General features: G+C 71.1%; 18 protein-coding genes and 1 tRNA gene. 12 read left to right on the plus strand and 7 right to left on the minus strand.

Annotated elements, in window-relative coordinates; translation table 11 throughout:
- Positions 1 to 3 precede the first annotated feature (3 nt).
- From DEJ48_RS22835 to DEJ48_RS22855, 4 genes are all read right to left on the minus strand, one after another.
- Positions 4 to 861: an S-methyl-5'-thioadenosine phosphorylase gene (locus tag DEJ48_RS22835; protein WP_150217946.1), complete on the minus strand. Its 858-nt coding sequence runs from the start codon at positions 859 to 861 to the stop codon at positions 4 to 6.
- Positions 862 to 957: 96 nt separating this feature from the next.
- Positions 958 to 1,305 carry an FmdB family zinc ribbon protein gene (locus tag DEJ48_RS22840; protein WP_150217947.1) on the minus strand — a complete coding sequence of 116 codons (348 nt, stop codon included), beginning with the start codon at positions 1,303 to 1,305 and terminating at the stop codon, positions 958 to 960.
- A gap of 67 nt (positions 1,306 to 1,372) precedes the next feature.
- Positions 1,373 to 2,644 carry an MFS transporter gene (locus DEJ48_RS22845; RefSeq protein WP_150217948.1) on the minus strand — a complete coding sequence of 424 codons (1,272 nt, stop codon included), beginning with the start codon at positions 2,642 to 2,644 and terminating at the stop codon, positions 1,373 to 1,375.
- Between the two features lie 230 nt (positions 2,645 to 2,874).
- The gene (locus tag DEJ48_RS22855; protein ID WP_150217949.1) at positions 2,875 to 4,374 is read right to left on the minus strand and encodes a potassium/proton antiporter; all 1,500 of its coding nucleotides are present in this window, start codon (positions 4,372 to 4,374) and stop codon (positions 2,875 to 2,877) included.
- A gap of 266 nt (positions 4,375 to 4,640) precedes the next feature.
- Here DEJ48_RS22855 and DEJ48_RS22860 point away from each other — a divergent pair, with 266 nt between their 5' ends.
- Positions 4,641 to 7,493: a penicillin acylase family protein gene (locus DEJ48_RS22860; protein ID WP_150217950.1), complete on the plus strand. Its 2,853-nt coding sequence runs from the start codon at positions 4,641 to 4,643 to the stop codon at positions 7,491 to 7,493.
- 60 nt (positions 7,494 to 7,553) lie between these two features.
- Here DEJ48_RS22860 and DEJ48_RS22865 read toward each other — a convergent pair whose 3' ends face one another.
- The gene (locus tag DEJ48_RS22865) at positions 7,554 to 8,180 is read right to left on the minus strand and encodes a 5-formyltetrahydrofolate cyclo-ligase (protein ID WP_150217951.1); all 627 of its coding nucleotides are present in this window, start codon (positions 8,178 to 8,180) and stop codon (positions 7,554 to 7,556) included.
- 93 nt (positions 8,181 to 8,273) lie between these two features.
- Between DEJ48_RS22865 and galU the strand changes: the two genes are divergently transcribed.
- From galU to DEJ48_RS22910, 9 genes are all read left to right on the plus strand, one after another.
- Positions 8,274 to 9,185: a UTP--glucose-1-phosphate uridylyltransferase GalU gene (gene galU, locus DEJ48_RS22870; protein ID WP_150217952.1), complete on the plus strand. Its 912-nt coding sequence runs from the start codon at positions 8,274 to 8,276 to the stop codon at positions 9,183 to 9,185.
- A gap of 4 nt (positions 9,186 to 9,189) precedes the next feature.
- The gene (gene glp, locus DEJ48_RS22875) at positions 9,190 to 10,536 is read left to right on the plus strand and encodes a gephyrin-like molybdotransferase Glp (protein ID WP_223832165.1); all 1,347 of its coding nucleotides are present in this window, start codon (positions 9,190 to 9,192) and stop codon (positions 10,534 to 10,536) included.
- A gap of 84 nt (positions 10,537 to 10,620) precedes the next feature.
- The gene (moaC, locus tag DEJ48_RS22880) at positions 10,621 to 11,157 is read left to right on the plus strand and encodes a cyclic pyranopterin monophosphate synthase MoaC (RefSeq protein ID WP_150184578.1); all 537 of its coding nucleotides are present in this window, start codon (positions 10,621 to 10,623) and stop codon (positions 11,155 to 11,157) included.
- On the plus strand, positions 11,154 to 11,696 hold the full coding sequence (locus DEJ48_RS22885; protein WP_150217954.1) for a molybdenum cofactor biosynthesis protein B: 543 nt from the start codon (positions 11,154 to 11,156) through the stop codon (positions 11,694 to 11,696). The genes moaC and DEJ48_RS22885 overlap by 4 nt, the downstream gene beginning before the upstream one ends.
- Positions 11,693 to 12,316, plus strand: coding sequence for a GNAT family N-acetyltransferase (locus tag DEJ48_RS22890; protein WP_263399485.1), 624 nt, complete (start codon positions 11,693 to 11,695; stop codon positions 12,314 to 12,316). The genes DEJ48_RS22885 and DEJ48_RS22890 overlap by 4 nt, the downstream gene beginning before the upstream one ends.
- 272 nt (positions 12,317 to 12,588) lie before the next feature.
- Positions 12,589 to 13,848, plus strand: a complete 1,260-nt coding sequence (gene glpR / locus DEJ48_RS22895; protein WP_150217956.1) for a gephyrin-like molybdotransferase receptor GlpR — start codon at positions 12,589 to 12,591, stop codon at positions 13,846 to 13,848.
- 86 nt (positions 13,849 to 13,934) lie between these two features.
- A tRNA-Ala gene (locus DEJ48_RS22900) sits at positions 13,935 to 14,008 on the plus strand.
- A gap of 141 nt (positions 14,009 to 14,149) precedes the next feature.
- Entirely contained in the window at positions 14,150 to 14,572 is a 423-nt protein-coding gene (locus tag DEJ48_RS22905) for a hypothetical protein (protein ID WP_150217957.1), read from the plus strand.
- Between the two features lie 22 nt (positions 14,573 to 14,594).
- Positions 14,595 to 15,809, plus strand: a complete 1,215-nt coding sequence (locus tag DEJ48_RS22910) for a sensor histidine kinase (protein WP_150217958.1) — start codon at positions 14,595 to 14,597, stop codon at positions 15,807 to 15,809.
- A gap of 72 nt (positions 15,810 to 15,881) precedes the next feature.
- Here the strand turns inward: DEJ48_RS22910 and DEJ48_RS22915 are convergent, their stop codons facing one another.
- Positions 15,882 to 16,412 carry a GNAT family N-acetyltransferase gene (locus DEJ48_RS22915; protein WP_150217959.1) on the minus strand — a complete coding sequence of 177 codons (531 nt, stop codon included), beginning with the start codon at positions 16,410 to 16,412 and terminating at the stop codon, positions 15,882 to 15,884.
- A 92-nt stretch (positions 16,413 to 16,504) separates the two neighbouring features.
- On the opposite strand from DEJ48_RS22915, the gene DEJ48_RS22920 reads away from it, so the two are divergent.
- Positions 16,505 to 17,296, plus strand: coding sequence for an exodeoxyribonuclease III (locus DEJ48_RS22920; protein WP_190537535.1), 792 nt, complete (start codon positions 16,505 to 16,507; stop codon positions 17,294 to 17,296).
- A 146-nt stretch (positions 17,297 to 17,442) separates the two neighbouring features.
- The gene (locus DEJ48_RS22925; protein WP_223832166.1) at positions 17,443 to 18,462 is read left to right on the plus strand and encodes a DUF6528 family protein; all 1,020 of its coding nucleotides are present in this window, start codon (positions 17,443 to 17,445) and stop codon (positions 18,460 to 18,462) included.
- A 9-nt stretch (positions 18,463 to 18,471) separates the two neighbouring features.
- Here DEJ48_RS22925 and DEJ48_RS22930 read toward each other — a convergent pair whose 3' ends face one another.
- Positions 18,472 to 19,098, minus strand: a complete 627-nt coding sequence (locus DEJ48_RS22930; RefSeq protein ID WP_150221331.1) for a MerR family transcriptional regulator — start codon at positions 19,096 to 19,098, stop codon at positions 18,472 to 18,474.
- Between the last annotated feature and the right edge of the window lie 219 nt (positions 19,099 to 19,317).

Genomic DNA, 19,317 nt, shown 5'->3' on the forward strand with positions numbered 1-19,317 from the left:
TGTTCACGGCAGCCGGATCCCCGTGTCCGCCCCGCCCAACGCTCCCGCGCAGAGACACCCGCGGCCGCTCCCGTCCCCCTCCGGCAACCCCGCCACCGCGTCGAACAGCACGCCCCGCATCCGGTCCACGTTGGCGGCGAAGACCCGCAGCACCTCGTCGTGCGAGACGCCCTCGCCGGTCTCGGCCCCCGCGTCCAGATCCGTGACCAGCGTCAAGGACGTGTAGCAGAGCTCCAGTTCGCGGGCGAGCGCCGCCTCGGGGTGGCCGGTCATGCCCACCACCGACCAGCCCTGCGCCGCGTACCAACGCGACTCCGCCCGGGTCGAGAAGCGCGGCCCCTCGACCACGACGAGTGTTCCGCCGTCGACCGGCTCCCAGTCACGGGCGAGGGCGGCCCGCACGGCGACGTCGCGGCCCACCGGACAGTAGGGGTCGGCGAGCGAGACGTGGACGACGTTCGGCACGCTGCCGTCGGGGAGCGGGACCCCGTCGAAGTACGTCTGGGCGCGGGTCTGCGTGCGGTCCACGAGCTGGTCGGGGACGAGGAGCGTGCCCGGTCCGTACTCCGCCCGCAGGCCGCCGACCGCGCACGGTCCGAGGACCTGGCGCACGCCCACGGAGCGCAACGCCCACAGGTTGGCGCGGTAGTTGATGCGGTGCGGCGGCAGATGGTGGGCGCGGCCGTGCCGGGGCAGGAAGGCGACCCGGCGTCCCGCGATCTCACCGAGGAAGAGTGAGTCGCTCGGAGCTCCGTAGGGGGTGTCGACCTGGACCTCGGTCACGTCGTCGAGGAAGGAGTAGAAGCCGGAGCCGCCTATGACGCCGATCTCGGCCCGCGCGGCGCTCGCCGTGTTCACCATGGCCCGCACACTAGCCGGGGCGGCGGGGGCATCACACGCCGACGACCCCGCCGTCGCAAGGACGGCGGGGTCGGGCGGAACGGTCTGCGGAAAGCCTTACGCGGCCGAGCTCGACGACGTGGACGTCGAGGAGGAGCCGGACGACTTGGAGTCCGAGGACGAGGAGGACGAAGCGGCCTTCGAGTCCGACGTGGACGAGGAGGACGACGACGAGCCGGATCCCGACTTCGACGAGGCGCCGTTCGCCGGCGTGCTGCTCGACGACGAGCCGCGGCTGTCGTTGCGGTAGAACCCGGAGCCCTTGAAGACGATGCCGACCGCCGAGAACACCTTCTTGAGGCGTCCGTCGCAGTTGGGGCACACGGTCAGGGCGTCATCGGTGAACTTCTGCACCGCCTCGAGGCCCTCGCCGCACTCGGTGCACTGGTACTGGTACGTCGGCACTTGCTTCCTCCTGGCACTCTCACTCGATGAGTGCTAACGACGGTCCATAGTGACGTATTCCGCGGGATCAGTCCACCGTCACCGGCACGCGGTGACCGACGCCACGCGCCACCGTGCGTCCCGGAGCCCTGGGAACGAGCCGCGAGCGAAGGGTCACGAGGACCGCGAGAGCCAGTGCCGTGCCGCCCAGCGGGACCAGGAATCCGGCCCCGTCCCAGAAGCGGTCCTCCAGCTGACCCGCGACCGTCACGGCAGCCGCCTGGCCGAGCGCGACCGCGCCGGTCAGCCAGGTGAAGGCCTCGGTGCGGCCGGTCGGCGGGACCAGCTTGTCGACCAGCGTGTAGCCGGTGATGAGGGCGGGCGCGATGCAGATGCCGACGAGCAGGCCGAGTCCGGCGAGGAGCAGCACGGAGTGCGCGGCCCACAGGCCGGAGGCCATCAGGGTCAGCGCCGTGTAGCCGACCAGGAGGCGCCGTTGCGGGGAGATCTTCCAGGCGATGGCGCCGCAGACGACACCGGAGAGCATGTTGCCCGCCGCGAAGGTGCCGTACAGGACACCGTTCAGGCCGGGCCGGCCGATCGACTCGGTGAACGCGGCCAGCGAGACCTGCATGCCGCCGAAGACGGCGCCGATGCCGAGGAACGTGGCGATCAGGACCCGCACTCCGGGGAGGCGCAGCGCGGGGACGTGCTCCACGCGTGCGTGCTCGTCGTGGAGCGCGGACGGCTTGGGCTGGGTGCTCTTCTGCGCGGCGAACAGGAGACCGCCGACCAGGGTGAGTCCGGCCTCGGTGAGGAGTCCGGCGGAGGGGTCGATGGTGGTGCACAGCGCGGTCGCGAGGAGCGGGCCGAGCACGAAGGTCAGCTCGTCGGTGACGGACTCGAAGGCGGCCGCGGTGGTGGCCAGGGGGGTGTCCTGGAGCTTGGCGCCCCAGCGGGCGCGCACCATGGGGCCGATCTGCGGCGTGGAGGCACCCGCGGGCACGGCGGCCACGAACAGCGTCCACAGAGGGGCGTCGGAGAGCGCGAGCACCGTCAGGGTGACGACGGAGGCGGAGTGGACCAGGACGCCGGGCAGCAGCACGGCGCGCTGGCCGAACCGGTCGGCGAGCTTGCCGCTGAAGGGGGCGAACAGCGCCATGGAGACGCCGGTGGCGGCCGAGACGGCGCCCGCGGCACCGTACGAGCCGGTGGTGTGCTGCACCAGCAGGACGATGGAGATCGTCAGCATCGCGAACGGCTGTCGCGCCGCGAAGCCGGGGAGCAGGAACGTCCAGGCGCGAGGGGTGCGCAGGAGCTGTCCGTAGCCCGGGCGGGATTCGGTGACCGTGGATGCCACGGCCCGTGCCTTTCTGCCGCCTGGTAGCGCCCGTGCGGGGGCGCCGAGAGCTGTCCTCTTGCGCGGAACTGCGGTAGATGCCGGGTGCCACTGCGAGGGCGCCTCGACCGCCATACGGTCGCGCCAGCTCTGCTTCAGGCAGAGTTGGTTCGATCTGGTGCCTTCATCGTACAGGGGGGAGTCCCATTAGCACCTGTGATTACAGCCGATGAGACCCCCGCCACCTACGATTAGTGCTTTTCTCCGTCGGTTCCCAGCCAGCTGGCCAGCTTTCCGCCGTGGCCGACCGCGCGGAGCCGCTTCTCGGCGGCGTCCCGCACCGGATCGGTCGCCACCACCAGGAGCTCGTCGCCGCGCCGCAGGACTGTCGTCGGCAGCGGCACGAACGATTCGCCGTCGCGGACGACGAGCGTCACCGCGGCCCCCGTGGGCAGCCGCAGCTCGGCCACCTCGACGCCGTGCATGCGGGATTCCTTGGGGATGGCCACCGAGAGCAGATGGCCCTGGAGCCGCTCCAGGGGCGCCGACTCGATGCCGAGGTCTGCGGCCTCCGAGGAGTCGCCCAGGCGCAGCTTCCTGGCCAGCCAGGGCAGTGTGGGGCCCTGGATCAGGGTGTAGACGACGACCAGGACGAAGACGATGTTGAAGATCCGCTGACTGTCCTCGACGCCGCTCACCATGGGGATGGTCGCCAGGATGATGGGCACGGCGCCGCGCAGTCCGGCCCACGAGAGCAGGGCCTTCTCCGGCCAGGGCACCCGGAACGGCAGCAGGCTGAGGACGACTTCCAGGGGGCGTGCCACCACCGTCAGGACCAGGCCGATGATGATCGCGGGCCAGGTGTCGTCGAGCAGGTCGTGCGGTGTCACCAGCAGGCCGAGCAGGACGAACATGCCGATCTGGGCGAGCCAGCCGAGGCCCTCGGCGAAGCCGCGGGTGGCCGGCCAGTGCGGCAGCCTGGCGTTGCCGAGCACCATCGAGGCGAGGTAGACGGCGAGGAATCCACTGCCGTGTGCCATGGCGCCCGCGGCGTACGCGGCGACGGCGATGGCCATGACGGCGATGGGGTACAGGCCGGAGGCGGGCAGCGCCACGTGCCGCAGGCCGTAGGCGCCGAGCCAGCCGACCGCGAGGCCTATCGCGGCGCCGATCGCCAGCTCCAGGGCGATCTTGCCGAGCAGCACGTACCAGTCGTCCACCGGTCCCGCCGTGGAGAACGCCACGACGAGGATCACCACAGGGGCGTCGTTGAACCCCGACTCCGCTTCCAGGACACCCGTCACGCGCGAGGGGAGCGGCACCTTCCGCAACACCGAGAAGACCGCTGCCGCGTCCGTGGACGAGACCACCGCGCCGATGATCAGCGCCTGCCGCCACTCGAGGCCCACCAGGTAGTGGGCGCCCGCCGCGGTGACGCCGACGCTCACCGCGACGCCGACGGTCGACAGCACGGCTGCCGCGGGCAGCGCGGGTTTGATCTCTTTCCACTTCGTCCCGAGGCCGCCCTCCGCGAGGATCACGACCAGGGCGGCATAGCCGATGACCTGCGTCAGTTCGGCATTGTTGAAGTGGACGTCGCCGACGCCGTCCTGGCCCATGGCGATGCCGATGCCCAGGTACAGCAGCAGGCTGGGGAGCCCGCTGCGCGACGAGATGCGGACCGCCGCGACGGCGACGAGCAGAACGAGCGAGCAGACGAGCAGGAGCTGGTTGAGGTGGTGGACAGTCAGGGGCCGTTCCTTCCTCCGTGAACGAGTACTACGTAGGAGTCCTCCGTGGAGCCGAGTACTACGTAGGAGTACTTCGTTACCTTACCTAATTGTTAACGCTTTCTTGACGCCGTCGAATGACTATTCGATCTCAAGGGGGCTCGGTTCCTGACTCCGCGTCCGGAGCGCCAACGCCCTGCGCCTATGGTTGCTCCTGCGCTCCCAGAGCCGCCCAAGTCGACAGCACAGCCCGCCCTGCCGCTCGCGTAAGGACAGCAAGGACAGCGATGCCCTCCAACACCAACGCCTCTTCCGGTCATAAGTCCGGCAAGAAGAAGGGGCGCCGAGCCCGACTCGTCGTGATCGTCCTGGTCCTGGCCATCGTCGGAGGCATCGGCTTCGGCGCGTACTGGAGCGTCAGCACCGTGCGCGCCTCCTTCCCGCAGACCAAGGGAACGATCAAGCTCGACGGTCTCGCCGGCCCCGTCGACGTGAAGCGCGACGGGAACGGAATCCCGCAGATCTACGCCGAGTCGGACGCGGATCTCTTCATGGCCCAGGGCTTCGTCCAGGCGCAGGACCGCTTCTGGGAGATGGACGTCCGCCGTCATATGACCTCCGGGCGGCTCTCCGAGATGTTCGGGAAGAGCCAGGTCAAGACCGATGAATTCCTGCGCACGCTCGGCTGGCACCGGGTGGCGAAGAAGGAGTACGACTCCAAGCTCTCGCCGGAGACGAAGAAGTACCTCCAGGCGTACGCCAAGGGAGTCAACGCCTACCTGTCCGGCAAGGACGGCAAGGACATCTCCGTCGAGTACGCGGCGCTCGGCTTCGAGAACGACTACAAGCCGCAGGAGTGGACCCCCGTCGACTCCGTGGCGTGGCTCAAGGCCATGGCCTGGGACCTGCGCGGCAACATGCAGGACGAGATCGACCGCTCGCTGATGACGAGCCGCCTCGGCCCGTCGCAGATCAAGGACCTGTACCCCGAGTACCCGTTCAAGCGGAACAAGCCCGTCGTGCGGGAGGGCGCCTACAACAGCGTCACCGGGAAGTACGACCCGGAGGCCAAGGCCACCGGCACGCAGTCCGGAACCGGCGGCACGGGCACGGGCACGTCGGGTACGCCCGGAACCGGGACCGGCGGCACAGGGACCGGCGGCACGGGCACCAACACCGGCACCGGCAACGGCGCGGCCGGTACAGGCCTCGCGGGCGGCACCGAGGCGCCCAACGGACTCCAGTCACAGCTCAACGGCGTCTCCGGTGCCCTGGACGAGGTTCCGGCCATCCTGGGCCCGAACGGGAACGGCATCGGCTCGAACTCCTGGGTCGTCTCCGGCAAGCACACCATCACCGGCAAGCCGCTCCTCGCGAACGACCCGCATCTGGCGCCGCAGCTGCCCTCCGTCTGGTACCAGATGGGCCTGCACTGCCGCTCGGTCTCCGACAAGTGCCAGTACGACGTCTCGGGCTACACGTTCTCCGGCATGCCGGGTGTGGTCATCGGACACAACCAGGACATCGCCTGGGGCATGACGAACCTCGGCGCCGACGTCACGGACCTGTACCTGGAGAAGTTCACCGGGGACGGCTACCAGTACGACGACAAGGTGCTGCCCTTCACCTCCCGCGAGGAGACCATCAAGGTCGCCGGCGGCAAGGACAAGAAGATCACGGTCCGCGAGACCAACAACGGGCCGCTGATCTCCGACCGCGACGACGAGCTCGTGAAGGTCGGCAAGAAGGCCGGCGTGGACACCGCGGCCCCCGACCGGGGCGACGGCTACGGAGTGGCGCTGCGCTGGACCGCGCTGACCCCGGGCAAGTCCATGGACGCCGTCTTCGAGCTCAACAAGGCGAAGAACTTCACGGAGTTCCGCAAGGCGGCCGCTTCCTTCGAAGTGCCGTCCCAGAACCTGATCTACGCCGACACCGAAGGCAACATCGGCTACCAGGCCCCCGGCCGGATCCCCAAGCGCGGCAAGGGCGACGGCTCGCTGCCCGCGCCGGGCTGGGACCGTGCGTACCGCTGGACCGGCTACATCCCGCAGGACGCGCTGCCCTACGAGTACAACCCGAAGCGCGGCTACATCGTCACCGCCAACCAGGCCGTGATCGACGACCGCGACAAGGCCGACTACCCGTACAAGCTCACCTCGGACTGGGGCTACGGAGCGCGCAGCCAGCGGATCGACGACCTCATCCAGTCGAAGATCAAGAACGGCGGCAAGATCTCCACCGAGGACATGCGCCTCATGCAGATGGACAACAGCAGCGAGATCGCCAAGCTGCTCGTGCCCAAGCTGCTGAAGATCGACGTCAAGGACAAGTACGTCCGCGAGGCGCAGAAGCTCCTGGAGGGATGGGACTACACCCAGGACGCCGACTCCGCGGCCGCCGCGTACTTCAACTCGGTCTGGCGCAACATCCTCAAGCTGGCCATCGGCAACAAGCTCCCCAAGGAGCTGCGCGTCAAGGGCCAGTGCCTGACCGTCGAGCCGGCCGGCAACACCGGCCCCGCCGACGAGGGCAAGAAGGTCCGCGAATGCGGTGAGCGCGATGCCGACTCGGCCCAGCCGGACGGCGGCGACCGCTACTACGAAGTGATCCGCAAGATCATCGACGACGAGACCAACGACTGGTGGAAGTCGCCGGGGACCCGCACCGACGACGAGACCAAGACCCGCGACCAGCTGTTCAAGCGGGCCCTGGAGGACGCGCGCTGGGACCTGACGGCCAAGCTCGGCAAGGACGTCGACAGCTGGAGCTGGGGCCGTCTGCACCGGCTCGAGCTGAAGAACCAGACGCTCGGCACCGAGGGGCCCGGGTGGCTCCAGTGGGTCCTGAACCGCGGCCCGTGGAACCTCGGCGGCGGCGAGGCGGCGGTCAACGCGACCGGCTGGAACGCGGCGGGCGGCTACGGAGTGCTCTGGGTGCCCTCCATGCGCATGGTGGTGAACCTCAAGGACCTCGACAAGTCCAAGTGGATCAACCTCACCGGCGCGTCGGGACACGCCTACAACGACCACTACACCGACCAGACGGAGAAGTGGACCAAGGGCGAACTGCTGCCGTGGGCGTTCTCGGACAAGGCGGTCGAGGGCAGCACGAGCGACAAGCTGGTCCTGCGCCCCTGACGGCCATCCACTGAAAGGGCCCTCCACGCACGCGTGGAGGGCCCTTTCGGCGTACCGGTCTCAGTCACGGAACCGGCGCGCCCCCGCCGGCGACACGACGGCGTGCACGGGCCGGTCGTGCTCCTCGTCGGGGAGGTGCGCGACGACTTCGGAGTCGTACAGGAGCACCACGAGCGCGGGATCCGCGGACGCGCGCTCCAGCCGGGTGAGGACGCGGTCGTACGATCCGCCGCCCCGCCCGAGTCGCATCCCGCGCGCGTCCACGGCGAGCCCCGGCAGCAGCACGGCGTCCGCCTCCAGGACGGCGTCCGGCCCGAGCCTCTCCCCGGACGGCTCCAAGAGGGCCATCTTCCCGGGGTGTTGTACGCGGGTCAGGGAGCCGGCCCCGTCGTACGCGCCCCAGTCCAGGTCGTTGTCCGGGAGCAGCACCGGCAGCAGGACACGGGTCCCGCGCGCGTGGAGGACGTCGAGCAGCGGGCCGGTGCCGGGTTCGCGGCCCACGGACACGTACGCGGCGACGGTCCGTGCCTCGGCGAGCTCCGGCAGGTCGAGTGCGCGGTCGGCGAGAACCGCGGCCGCCTTCCGTGCGTCATCCTCAGTCAACCCGCTTCTCACCGCGAGGAAGCCTCGCCGCAACGTGCGCTTGGTTGGCTGGCCCTCGGCCTCGGTACCACTGGTTCCGTTCATGGGGATCTCACAATTCCTTCCTGGTCGGCGCATATGCCGACGAATATTCCGGACCCACAGATTCCGCACATACGCACCCGATATGGTGGCGGCATGACTGAGTCTCACCCCCCCCACGGCCGGATCACCAAGGCGGTCATCCCCGCCGCAGGTCTCGGCACGCGCTTCCTGCCGGCCACCAAGGCCACGCCCAAGGAGATGCTGCCGGTCGTCGACAAGCCGGCGATCCAGTACGTGGTCGAGGAGGCCGTGTCCGCGGGTCTCGACGACGTCCTCATGATCACGGGTCGCAACAAGCGCCCGCTGGAGGACCACTTCGACCGCAACTACGAACTGGAGTCCGCCCTCCTGAAGAAGGGCGACGAGGCGCGCCTCGCCAAGGTCCAGGAGTCCAGCGACCTCGCGACGATGCACTACGTCCGCCAGGGCGACCCCAGGGGACTCGGTCACGCCGTCCTGTGCGCCGCTCCGCACGTCGGCAACGAGCCCTTCGCCGTACTGCTCGGCGACGACCTGATCGACCCCCGCGACCCGCTCCTCGCCCGCATGGTCGAGATCCAGGAGAGGCACGGCGGCAGCGTCATCGCCCTCATGGAGGTCGCCCCCGAGCAGATCCACCTCTACGGCTGCGCCGCCGTCGACGCCACCGAGGACGGCGACGTCGTCAAGGTCACCGACCTGGTCGAGAAGCCCGACGTCGCCGACGCCCCGTCGAACTACGCGATCATCGGCCGCTATGTCCTGGATCCGAGCATCTTCGGCGTACTGCGCAAGACCGAGCCGGGCCGCGGCGGCGAGATCCAGCTCACCGACGCCCTCCAACAGCTCGCCGCGGACGAGAAGGTCGGCGGCCCGGTGCACGGCGTGGTCTTCAAGGGCCGCCGCTATGACACCGGCGACCGTGGCGACTATCTGCGTGCCATTGTCAGACTCGCGTGCGAACGTGAAGATCTGGGACCGGACTTCCAGTCCTGGCTTCGCAGTTACGTCACCGAGGAGATGTAGCACTTTGAGCAGCAGCACGACGACACCGCCCACCGGCCAGAACCCGTTCTGGTCGGTGGAAGAGCATCTGGACGACATCCTCGAAGCCGTCCGCCCGCTCGAACCCATCGAGCTCCAACTCCTCGACGCACAGGGCTGCGTCCTGGTCGAGGACGTGACGGTGCCCGTCTCGCTGCCGCCCTTCGACAACAGCTCCATGGACGGGTACGCGGTGCGGGTCGCCGATGTCGCGGGCGCGAGCGAGGAGTTCCCCGCCGTCCTCACGGTCGTCGGCGACGTGGCCGCGGGCGCGGGCGCACAGCCCACCGTCGGCCCCGGCCAGGCCGCCCGCATCATGACCGGTGCCCCGCTGCCGCCCGGCGCCGAGGCCGTCGTCCCCGTGGAGTGGACCGACGGAGGCCTGGGCGAAGGCCCCGTCTCCGGCATGCGCGCCCACAGCGCCGCCCCTGAGGGCGCGTCGGGCGAGGTCCGCGTGCACCGTCCCGCCGAGGCCCGCGCGCACGTGCGGGCACGCGGCAGCGACGTCCAGGCGGGCGACCGCGCCCTGGCCGCGGGTGCCGTCCTCGGCCCCCCGCAGATCGCCCTGCTCGCCGCGGTCGGCCGCGGCACGGTGAAGGTGCGCCCCCGCCCGCGCGTGGTGGTCATGTCCACCGGCAGTGAACTGATCCAGCCGGGCGAACAGTTGGCGGACGGCCAGATCTTCGACTCCAACAGCTTCGCCCTCACCGCCGCGGCCCGCGACGCCGGAGCCATCGCCTACCGCGTGGGCGCCGTCGCCGACGACGCCGAGACGCTGCGCTCCACCATCGAGGACCAGCTGATCCGCGCCGACCTCATCGTCACCACGGGCGGCGTGAGCGTGGGGGCGTACGACGTCGTGAAGGAGGCCCTGTCCGCCATCGGCGACCCCGACGACGAGGACGGCATCGGGGCGGGCGGCGGCGTCGAGTTCCGCAGGATCGCCATGCAGCCCGGCAAGCCCCAGGGCTTCGGCTCCATCGGCCCCGACCACACACCGCTGCTCGCGCTGCCGGGCAACCCGGTCTCCTCGTACGTCTCCTTCGAGCTCTTCGTGCGCCCCGCGATCCGCACCCTCATGGGCCTGCCCGAGGTGCACCGGTCCTCCACGCGCGCGCAGCTCCTCTCGGACAAGGCGCTGACCTCTCCCGAGGGGCGCCGCCAGTTCCTCCGCGGGAAGTACGACGCGGAGGCGGGCCGCGTGACACCCGTCGGCGGGTCCGGCTCCCACCTGATCGCCGCTCTCGCGCACGCGAACGCGCTGATCGTCATCCCCGAGGACACCACTTCCGTGGAGCCCGCCGCGGAGGTCGAGGTGGTCCTGCTCGGCTGAGGAGGCCGCCCGCGCGGTACCGTGTCGCGCACAACAGGCCCGCGCGCCGCACCGCGCGGGGCCCGGACCGGGAGCGCCAAGCACATGACCGCGATTTCCCGGGGGAACACCCCCGGAGCCCCTGAGCAGCAGCGACTGACCCACATCGACGAGGCGGGCGCCGCCCGCATGGTCGACGTGTCCGCCAAGGACGTCACGGCGCGCACCGCACGCGCCAGCGGCCGCGTCCTGGTCTCGCCGCGCGTGATCGAGCTGCTGCGCGGCGAGGGCGTACCCAAGGGAGACGCCCTGGCGACCGCGCGGATCGCCGGGATCATGGGGGCCAAGCGCACCCCGGACCTGATCCCGCTCTGCCACCCGCTGGCCGTCTCCGGAGTGAAGCTCGACCTCTCCGTGGCGGACGACGCCGTGGAGATCCTCGCCACCGTGAAGACGACCGACCGCACGGGCGTCGAGATGGAGGCCCTCACCGCGGTGAGCGTCGCGGCTCTCACCGTGGTGGACATGGTCAAGGCCGTCGACAAGGGCGCGGTCATCACCGACGTGCGGGTCGAGGAGAAGACCGGCGGCAAGTCCGGGCACTGGCAGCGCGACGACGAGCCGTCCGGGGAGCAGGCATGAGCGGCCAGGACCTCGACACCCCGGCCGGCGGCGCCCTGCCCGCGCCGTACAGCGCGCTCGTCGTGACCGCCTCCAACCGCGCCGCCGCCGGGGTCTACGCCGACAAGGGCGGCCCGATCCTCGCCGAGGGCCTGACCGCGCTCGGCTTCGCCGTCGACGGGCCGCAGGTCGTCCCCGACGGCGACCCCGTCGAACGGGCCCTGCGCGCGGGCGCCGAGGCCGGCTACGACGTCATCCTGACCACCGGCGGCACCGGCATCTCGCCCACCGACCGCACGCCCGAGGCCACCCGCGGCGTCATCGACCACGAGGTGCCGGGCATCGGCGAGGCGATCCGGGCGTACGGCAGGGAGAAGGTCCCCACGTCCGCACTCTCGCGCGGACTGGCGGGCGTCGCGGGCCGGACGCTCATCGTGAACCTGCCGGGCTCCACCGGAGGCGTACGCGACGGTCTCGCCGTCCTGGAGCCGCTGCTGAAGCACGCCGTCGACCAGCTGCGCGGCGGCGACCACCCCGGTCCGCCGGGGGGTGCGAGCTGAACGGCTCCTCCTGGCCCGTCGAGCTGACGGACGGCGACATCGCCCTCCGTCCGATAAAGATGCGCGACCAGCGGGCCTGGCGTGAGGTCAACCGGCGCAACCGGGACTGGCTGCGCCCCTGGGAGGCGACGATCCCGCCGCCCACCCCGAGCGGCCCGATCGTGCACCGCCCCACGTACCGGCAGATGGTCCGTCATCTGCGCGCGGAGGCCAACGCGGGCCGGATGCTGCCCTTCGTCATCGAGTACCAGGGCCGCCTCGTCGGACAGCTGACGGTCGCGGGGATCACCTGGGGCTCGATGTGCTCGGGTCACGTCGGCTACTGGGTCGACCGGTCCGTCGCGGGCCGCGGCGTCATGCCGACCGCCGTCGCGCTCGCCGTCGACCACTGCTTCCGTTCGGTCGGGCTGCACCGTATCGAGGTCTGTATTCGACCCGAGAACACACCGAGCCGACGGGTCGTGGAGAAACTCGGATTCCGCGAGGAGGGACTTCGCCCGCGGTATCTGCACATCGACGGAGCGTGGCGCGATCACCTCGTCTTCGCGCTCACGGCCGAAGAGGTGCCGGAGGGTTTGTTGCGCCGCTGGCACCAGGCGCGCCCCCGGAACACGGCCTAGCGTTCCCGCCGCCCGCCCCCACCGTGACCTGGTCCGGACCTGTTCGCGGCTCCGGCCGGTTCTCGACCCCCGTAAATGAAATAAGTGTTCGAAATTACGGCCCGAACGACCGTCTGAGGCGCGTATGAGACTTGTCTCAGGCATTAATTTCCCGCTCTCGGCGGCCCGTTGATCGCACCAGTCACAAAAAAAGTTCGAGATATCAGCCAGATCGTGCGACACACCGACGCAATTGGCAGATGGCCTCACACAAACCCCTCTACCGTGTGAGCGTGAGCAGCAGCGGCCTCATCTACGCAGTCATCGTCGGGGCCTGGGCCGCCTACTTGGTGCCGATGTGGCTCCGTAGGCAGGACGAGCTGAACGAAGCCCGTCCGACGGAACGCTTCAGCACCGCCATCCGGCTGCTGTCCGGACGGGCGGGGATGGAGCGCCGATACGCCAAGGACCTGCAAGCGCGCTCGCCCGAGGAAGGGGAGTCGCTCGACGACCCGGACGGCATCACCGGCTCGGTGGACGTCCGGTCCTTCGTCGCGCCCCCGACCGAGCGCGAGCCCGAACGGGAACGGGAGCGGGAACCCGAGCGAGAACCGGTACGCGAGCGGGAAGCGGTCAGGGAACGGGAACCCGTGCGGAAGCGGGACCGGGAGCGAGATCGGGATCGGGAGCGTGAATCCGCGTCGGCCCCCGCGACCGGCGCACCCTCCCGCGAAACACCCGCGCAGCGCGCCGCGTCGGCCGAGGCCGCCGCACGCGCCCGGCGCACCAAGGTGCTCGCCCGACGCCGACGTACGACGGTCCTCCTCTTCCTCGCCTTCACCATCGGTGCGGTCGTCGCCGCCGTCGGCGGGCTCGCCCTCCTGTGGGTGCCCGCCGTGCCCGCCGTGCTCCTGAGCGCGTACATCGTCTACCTGCGCGGCCAGGAACGGCGCCGCTTCACGTACACGATGGACCGGCGCAGGGCCGAGGTCGCGGCGCAGCGGCTGCGCGAGCGGCAGCCCCGGCGCAGGCCCGCGGAGCCGTCGGCCGACGAGTCGGCGGACGACGGCCCGGCGCCCGAGACGGAGACCGGCCTCTCGGCGCTCGCCGCGGACCGCCGCGCCCTCGTCGAGCAGACCGACCACGCCGAGTGGGTCGACCAGCAGCGCGAGCGGCAGCGCGGCCCCGGCCGCGGCGACAGCTGGGACCCGGTCCCGGTGCCGCTGCCGACGTACGTGACCGCGCCGGTCGCCCCGCGCGCCACCGGCAGCGTCGACCTGGGCGCGCCCGACGCGTGGAGCGCGGCGCGCTCCAGCACCGCGGAACCGACCGCCGAGCCCGCGGCCGACCGCGAGGCGCGGGATGCCCGGGCGGAGCGGGAGCGTCCTTCCGCGGGGCCGGGCGACATCGACGGGGTCGACGGCGCGGACGCCGCCGGCGGCCGCAGCGACAAGCGCCGGGCGGCGTCCGCGCGGCGCGCCCGTGAGCGCGGCCGCACGCCGCTCTTCGACCAGTACGAGGACGGCGACCGGCCGCGCGCGGCGAACGAGTGAGGGGCCGTCGGGTCCCCCTGGCCTGACCTGCCAGGAACGGATTTCCAAGCACCCCGATCGGGATGCTAGAGTTTCACTCGTTGCAAGGGCCTGTGGCGCAGTCTGGTAGCGCACCTCGTTCGCATCGAGGGGGTCTGGGGTTCAAATCCCCACAGGTCCACTGCACATGAGATCCCGTCCAGTTCATCGAACTGGGCGGGATCTTTGCGTTGTGCACCACGAGTGGTTCCTCTCGGCGTGTGATGTACGTCGCGCTCGATACATTTGATGCATGTTGTCCCCTTTGCGGGTTACTGTCCCGTTGGCTGTCGCGCTGGTGCTGGGCGGGTGTGCCGCCGAGCCTCGGGGGCTGCACGTGGAGGGGTCCGCGTTGCAGCCTTCGCGGGTGGCCGGGCCCGTCTACATCGCGGACGCGGCCGGCGTCGCGTTGCAGCAGCCGACGTCGGCGCAGCTCACCGAGTACGTCGTGGTCTCGCAACTGAGCTGGCGGGACTGGGGCGGGCCGACCGCGCGGGCCACCGGGAAACTCGGTGGGCCCTGGTGCAGTCCCAAGTGCTCCGACGATCCGTACGACGCGACGCTGACGCTGAGCGGGCTCGAGCAGCAGGAGCGCATGGCGTACTACCGGCGGGCGACCGTCGAGCCGAAGAAGCCGGAGGACCTGCCCGCGGCGGCGGTGAACGTGCAGTTCCAGGGGATTCGGCTGTCGATCCCGGACATCTGAGGGCGCGGGGAACGGGAACGGTATGGGGCTGCGGACCAAGATCGGTGTCGCCATCGCGGGAACTGCCGCGCTGGTGTCCGTCGTCATGGGGCTGCTCGTCCACCATCGGACCGTCGACGCCCAGTACGCGGGTGCGCGCAGCCAGATCGGGGACCGGCTGCAGACCGCCGTGCAGGACCACGCGGCCGGGGTCGACGGGGACCGCACTCTCATCGACCCGGTCGACCTGCCGGGGCCGCTCGCCGGGGCTGTGGCGAACGGGCAGTGGGGCGTCTATCTGGACCGGACCGGGCGCATCCCGCAGCTGTGGGCGGCGAGCAGGTACGGGAAGGAGGTCGTCGCGCTGAAGCGGCCCTATGACAGGGAGGCGGAGACCGTACGGGATCTCGACCGGGTGCTGTGGATCTCCGGTGGGTTCGGGACCGCCCTCGCCTGTGTGGCCGGGCTGCTCGTCGCCACCCGGCTCGGGCGGCGGCTCAGGACGAAGGCCGGGGCGGCGCAGCGCATCGCGGAGGGGGACCTCACGGCGCGGCTCCCGCTGCGCGGCAAGGACGAGATCACCCGGCTCGCGTCCGCCGTGAACACGATGGCCGACGCGCTCGCCGCCCGGTTGCAGGCCGAGCGCGAGGTGACCGCGAACATCGCGCACGAACTGCGCACCCCGGTGGCCGGCATGGTGACGGCGGCCGGGCTGCTGCCGCCGGGGCGCCCCTCCGAGCTGGTGCGGGAGTCCGCGGCGCGGCTGCGGGCACTCGTCGACGACGTCATCGAGGTGGCGCGGCTCGACGGAGCGGGGGAGCAGGTCGCGGCCGAGCAGTGCGAGTTGGGGGCGCTGGTGCGCCGGTCGGCTGCCGCCGGGGCCGCGGGTGCGGACGGCGTGAGCGTCGACGTCGTGCGGGACGTGGCGGTGGTGACGGATCCGCGGCGCGTGGAGCGGATCGTCGCCAACCTCGTCAGCAACGCGCTGCGGCACGGGGCGGCGCCGGTGACGGTGGAGGTCGACGGCGGGGTGGTGCGGGTGCGGGACTCCGGGGGCGGCTTCCCGGAGTCCCTGCTGTCCGGTGGGCCGCAGCGGTTCCGGAGCGGGTGCGGGGAGAAGGGCGTGGGCCTCGGGCTGGGGCTGACGATCGCGCAGGGGCAGGCGCAGGTGCTCGGGGCCGGGCTGCGGTTCGGCAATCCGGCGGGGGGCGGGGCCGAGGCGGTGCTCGATCTGAGGTCGGCGGTCACGGGCGACTGAGCGGCAGGGCGGGGTTGCGGCAGGGGGCCCCGACGTCTTCGACCGGTCACGCATGGAGCGGCCAGGGCGAGGCTACAGGGTCTTTTCGTAGCAGCGGCTCAGGTCGTCGAAGCGGTAGAGGCCGAACTTCTCCGGTGCGAGGGTGTAGCCGCTTGAGGTGTACAGGGCTATCGCCTCGGGCTGCTTCGTGCCCGTCTCCAGGACCATGCGGACCCGGCCCGCCGCCTTCGCGTCGGCCTCGAGTGCCGCGAGTATGTGGCGGGCGAGGCCCAGGCCCCGGGCCTGCGGAGTGACGTACATCCGCTTCAGCTCGGCGTCGCCGTCCCGGTAGTTCTCGTCGTGTTCGGTGTTCCCGTCCATGCTGCGCCAGCCGCCCGTGGCCAGTGCGGTGCCGTGCTCGTCGTATGCGATGAAGTAGCGGCCGCGCGGCGGCTCGAACATGGTCGGGTCGAGGGGTGTGATGTCTCCCTCGTCGCCGTAGCGCTCCGCGTATTCGAGCTGGACGAGGTCGTTGAGGCGGACCGCGTCGGGGTGCGCGAAGGTGACGGTGCGCAGTTCCGGCGCGGCGGCGGTTGGGGCGGTGGCGTTTGTCTGGATAGTCATGCGCTCCATCGTACTTCTATGCGTTACGGGAGATGGGTGTGGTGGCGGTGGTGCCGGACCAGTGTGCCGGTAGGGGCCGGTATCGTGCCGGGATGCTCACTGTGACCAGCGTGAATGTGAACGGGCTGCGCGCCGCCGCCAAGAAGGGCTTCGTGGAGTGGCTCGCCGACACCTCGGCCGATGTGGTGTGCCTCCAGGAGGTGCGGGCCGAGGAGCACCAGCTGCCCGAGGAGGTGCGGGCCCCCGAGGGCTGGCACGTCGTGCACGCGCCCGCCGCCGCCAAGGGGCGCGCCGGTGTCTCGCTGTACACGCGCCGTGAGCCGGACCGGGTGCGGGTCGGGTTCGGGTCGCAGGAGTTCGACGGCAGCGGCCGGTACGTCGAGGCGGACCTGCCGGGCGTCACCGTGGCCAGCCTGTATCTGCCCTCCGGTGAGGTCGGCACCGAGCGGCAGGACGAGAAGATCCGCTTCATGGACGAGTTCCTCGCCTACCTGAAGGAACTCAAGGTGCGGGCCGCCGCCGACGGACGCCACGTCGTCGTCTGCGGCGACTGGAACATCGCCCACAAAGAGGCCGACCTCAAGAACTGGAAGGGCAACAAGAAGAACTCCGGGTTCCTGCCGGAGGAGCGCGCCTGGATGGACGAGGTCTTCGCGGAGTACGAGGACGTCGTGCGGGCGCAGCACCCGAACGTCGAGGGCCCCTACTCGTGGTGGTCCTACCGGGGGCGCGCCTTCGACAACGACACGGGCTGGCGCATCGACTACCAGGTCGCGACGGCGGGCCTCGCCGAGCGCGCGCTGAAGGCGTACGTGGAGCGCGCCGCGAGCCACGGCGAGCGGTGGAGCGACCACGCGCCCGTGACGGTGGTCTACGACCTGTAGGCCCCCTCGTCCTCCGCCGGGGTGGTTCTCCGGCGGGACACGGGCACAAAGTCCGGTAGAAGGCTGTCCCGGGGCCGGGCGGCATGGCAGATTTCGGTCGCGTACATGACCAACTGTCGAGCCGTCAGGGGGATTTCATGTCGGCCATGCCTTCCAGACGTGCCGTCGTGCTGGGCGCGGCGGGTGCCGGGATCGGGGCGGCGCTGCCCGCCACGCGCGCGTACGCGACGGGCGGCGGCGACGGGGTCCCCGTCGGTACGCCGCCCGTACTGCTGACCGAGCAGGCCACCAGGCGCCTCCTCGTGCTCGACCCGCGGCGCCGCGTCTGGGACCCGGAAGCCGACCCGTCCGTCGTCCGCTGGGCGTTCTCGCCGGTCGGCGACCCCCGCTACGAGGATCTGCTGCCGGATGTGAGCTGGGTGTATCCGTGCGAGGCGAAGGTTCGGCTGCACCGGCGGCGCACATACGTCCTGACGACGGCGTCGTTCGGATTCGTGGCCGTCGTCGAGCACCCCACCGGCAGGCGGTACTGGGGCACGGCGATCGGGCCCGGCGACGACCTGTTCAATCCGCACAGCGCCGAGATCCTGCCCGACGGCAACGTGGCCGTCGCGTGCAGCACGGGCGCGCGGGTACGGCTGTACGCGGCGTCGCAGGGGCCGCGGGCCACGCGGTTCGCCGAGGCGGAGCTGAAGGGGGCGCACGCGCTGCACTGGGACCGCGCGCGGCAGGTGCTCCGGGCCCTCGGTGACGACGAGTTGGTGACGTACGCCGTGGGCGGGACCGCCGCGCGGCCGACGCTGGAGCGGAAGGACGCGGTCGGTCTTCCGGTCGGCACGCCGGGGAAGACGCCTGGCGGCCACGACCTGTTCCCCGTCGCCGGGCGGCGGGGGCGGCTGTGGGTGACGACCAACGCGGCCGTGTTCCAGTACGAGCCGAAGGGCCGCGTCTTCGTGCAGGACTTCGCCGGGGCCGCGGAGATCTCGCGCAAGTCCGTGAAGGCCGTCGGCGACGATCCGCGCACCGGGCAGGTCCTGACCACCGTCCCGGAGCCCGGTCTCGGGGAGACCTGGTGGACCACGACGGTGAGCGTGCACCGGCCGGAGTCCGCCTACAAGCTGGTCGACGGCGGCATCTACAAGGCGCGGTGGTGGCTCCCGTACTGAGAGCCCGTGTCAGCTCTCCTTGAGGCGGCGGTCCAGCGCCATGGACAGCTCCGCCTCCACCACGCTCTTGGCGAGCGGGCGCAGCTGGTCGATGTCGACGTCGGTGGTGTCCGGTGTGTGCGTGCGCATGACGGTGATGAACAACTCGGCGAGCGCGTCGGCGTGTTCGCGCACGCGCTGGCCCGCTTCCAGGACGGCGGCCAGCGGCACCCCCTTGCGCACCAGGGTGGACGAGGCGTCCAGCAGGCGGCGGCTGATGTGGACGAGCTCGTCGCCGTCCGTGCCGAGATAGCCGAGGTCCAGGGCGGCGACGAGGTTCTCGGGGGTGACCTCGCCGGCGAAGTGGTCGGCGAGCTCCTCGGGCGTGAGGCGGACCGGCTGCTCCTCGGTCGGCTCGCCGAGGCCGAGGAGTTCGCCCACGTCGCGGCCCTTCTCGAAGGCGTCGGCCAGCTCGGCGATGCCGTTCAGGGTGTGGCCGCGCTCCAGGAGGGCGGCGATCGTGCGGAGTCTGGCCAGGTGGTGCTCGTCGTACCAGGCGATGCGGCCCTCGCGGCGGGGCGGCGGGATCAGTCCGCGCTCGCGGTAGAAGCGCACGGTGCGCACGGTGATGCCGGCCTCCTCGGCCAGCGCCTCCATGCGGAACTCGCGTACGCCGCCGTCCGGAGTGCCCCCGCCCGCGCCGCCGGAGGGTGCGTGCCCGGCTCCGCCTTCTCGTTCGTCTGCCACGTGGGAAGCCTAGCCGGACCCGACGGACACCCCCTGGGGTCATACCGTCGGTAACTTTCCCCCGCCGAACCCCTACCCATGAGTACGCGACTGCCTTACTCTCCCAATTGCGCCAGTAGACACTGGCAG

The sequence above is a fragment of the Streptomyces venezuelae genome, assembly GCF_008642315.1.
Taxonomy (GTDB): domain Bacteria; phylum Actinomycetota; class Actinomycetes; order Streptomycetales; family Streptomycetaceae; genus Streptomyces; species Streptomyces venezuelae_D.

Excerpts from the sequence above, each read along its gene's own strand:
- DEJ48_RS22885 (WP_150217954.1), top strand. The coding sequence starts at position 11,154 with ATGAGCGGCCAGGACCTCGACACCCCGGCCGGCGGCGCCCTGCCCGCG.
- DEJ48_RS22835 (WP_150217946.1), bottom strand. The coding sequence starts at position 861 with ATGGTGAACACGGCGAGCGCCGCGCGGGCCGAGATCGGCGTCATAGGC.
- galU (WP_150217952.1), top strand. The coding sequence starts at position 8,274 with ATGACTGAGTCTCACCCCCCCCACGGCCGGATCACCAAGGCGGTCATC.
- DEJ48_RS22860 (WP_150217950.1), top strand. The coding sequence starts at position 4,641 with ATGCCCTCCAACACCAACGCCTCTTCCGGTCATAAGTCCGGCAAGAAG.
- DEJ48_RS22920 (WP_190537535.1), top strand. The coding sequence starts at position 16,505 with ATGCTCACTGTGACCAGCGTGAATGTGAACGGGCTGCGCGCCGCCGCC.
- DEJ48_RS22915 (WP_150217959.1), bottom strand. The coding sequence starts at position 16,412 with ATGACTATCCAGACAAACGCCACCGCCCCAACCGCCGCCGCGCCGGAA.
- moaC (WP_150184578.1), top strand. The coding sequence starts at position 10,621 with ATGACCGCGATTTCCCGGGGGAACACCCCCGGAGCCCCTGAGCAGCAG.
- DEJ48_RS22930 (WP_150221331.1), bottom strand. The coding sequence starts at position 19,098 with ATGGAGGCGCTGGCCGAGGAGGCCGGCATCACCGTGCGCACCGTGCGC.
- DEJ48_RS22865 (WP_150217951.1), bottom strand. The coding sequence starts at position 8,180 with ATGAACGGAACCAGTGGTACCGAGGCCGAGGGCCAGCCAACCAAGCGC.
- DEJ48_RS22925 (WP_223832166.1), top strand. The coding sequence starts at position 17,443 with ATGCCTTCCAGACGTGCCGTCGTGCTGGGCGCGGCGGGTGCCGGGATC.
- DEJ48_RS22910 (WP_150217958.1), top strand. The coding sequence starts at position 14,595 with ATGGGGCTGCGGACCAAGATCGGTGTCGCCATCGCGGGAACTGCCGCG.